This window comes from Bartonella refiksaydamii (genome assembly GCF_902652675.1).
GTDB classification, from domain to species: domain Bacteria; phylum Pseudomonadota; class Alphaproteobacteria; order Rhizobiales; family Rhizobiaceae; genus Bartonella; species Bartonella refiksaydamii.
Genome location: NZ_LR736389.1, coordinates 1 through 1,010 on the forward strand (window position 1 = coordinate 1; position 1,010 = coordinate 1,010).

General features: G+C 48.8%; 1 protein-coding gene. It reads right to left on the reverse strand.

The window, feature by feature from the left end; all coding sequences use genetic code 11:
* Positions 1-824, reverse strand: an 824-nt coding sequence (locus tag GQO39_RS08695) for a DUF637 domain-containing protein (RefSeq protein ID WP_246668566.1), incomplete at its 3' end; no start/stop codon positions are given.
* Between the last annotated feature and the right edge of the window lie 186 nt (positions 825-1,010).

Genomic DNA, 1,010 nt, shown 5'->3' on the forward strand with positions numbered 1-1,010 from the left:
GCATGGGCAACAATCTGGGTAACCGTGTCTATTTTGCCTTCAGCCTTGGCAGTACCGATTTCTTCCGCCAATGTCTTGCCAACCGTATCAGACAAGGCGGTGCGTAAATTGTTGAGCAAGTTCTTGTCAAAAGAGCCACCCTCAAGAGCCGTTTGAACGCTCGTGCCAATGGCTGCTTTGATCAGGTTCTTTTCTGCTTCACGGGTAATGCGATCGACAAAAGGAGCCGTTTTGGGTAAAGACTGTCCAACACCCGCCATCGAGGTAATTTGGCTGGTTAAGCCCGCCGTTAACATCGAGGAGACAATGCTGAGAACATTCTTGGAAGAGCCAAGCTCATGCAATGCCGCGGCAATATCACCGCGATTATTAACAAGAGCTATGGCGCTTTTATTGATCAGCGCTTGCACACCAGCTTGCACCGCCGCATTCATGGCGGTGCTAGAGCCAAGCCCTAAAGCACTCGTAATAGCTCCGGCTGCACCTGAGGCTGCACCAGCCGTGACAGCTGTGACAGCCAATGCCACGAGAGCCGCACCAGCTTCTGTCAGACCTTGGGCTTTATAATTCCAGTCTTTAAACTCTGCTTGAACTGCTTGCCAATCCACTTGCTTGGCTAAATTGGGATCATCACGTAGTTGCTTAATCCATGCCATCCCTGGGGAGCGTGCTAATTGCTCAAGGGACTTATCAAAATCACCGGTTTTCTCATACTCAACAACAATGCCATTGCCCGCATCAAGCTTCATGCCACCGCCGGCTTCTATGGTCACATGCTTGATGGTCTCTTTCAAATACCCTTTGTCGCTCTCACTCCACCACAAAAGGTTTTCGTTGCGCTGATAAGTGTCTTTAAAGTCTTGATCTTTATTGGTGAGAAACTGGACCTTTCCTTTATCTGCTGCAAGATGTATCTCGCCATCACTTTTCAAGCCTACCGCACCAAGCGTGAGATCCTCATTTTTGTAAGTATGGAGAGGTTGTTACTTTCCTCACCACAAATTTCACCT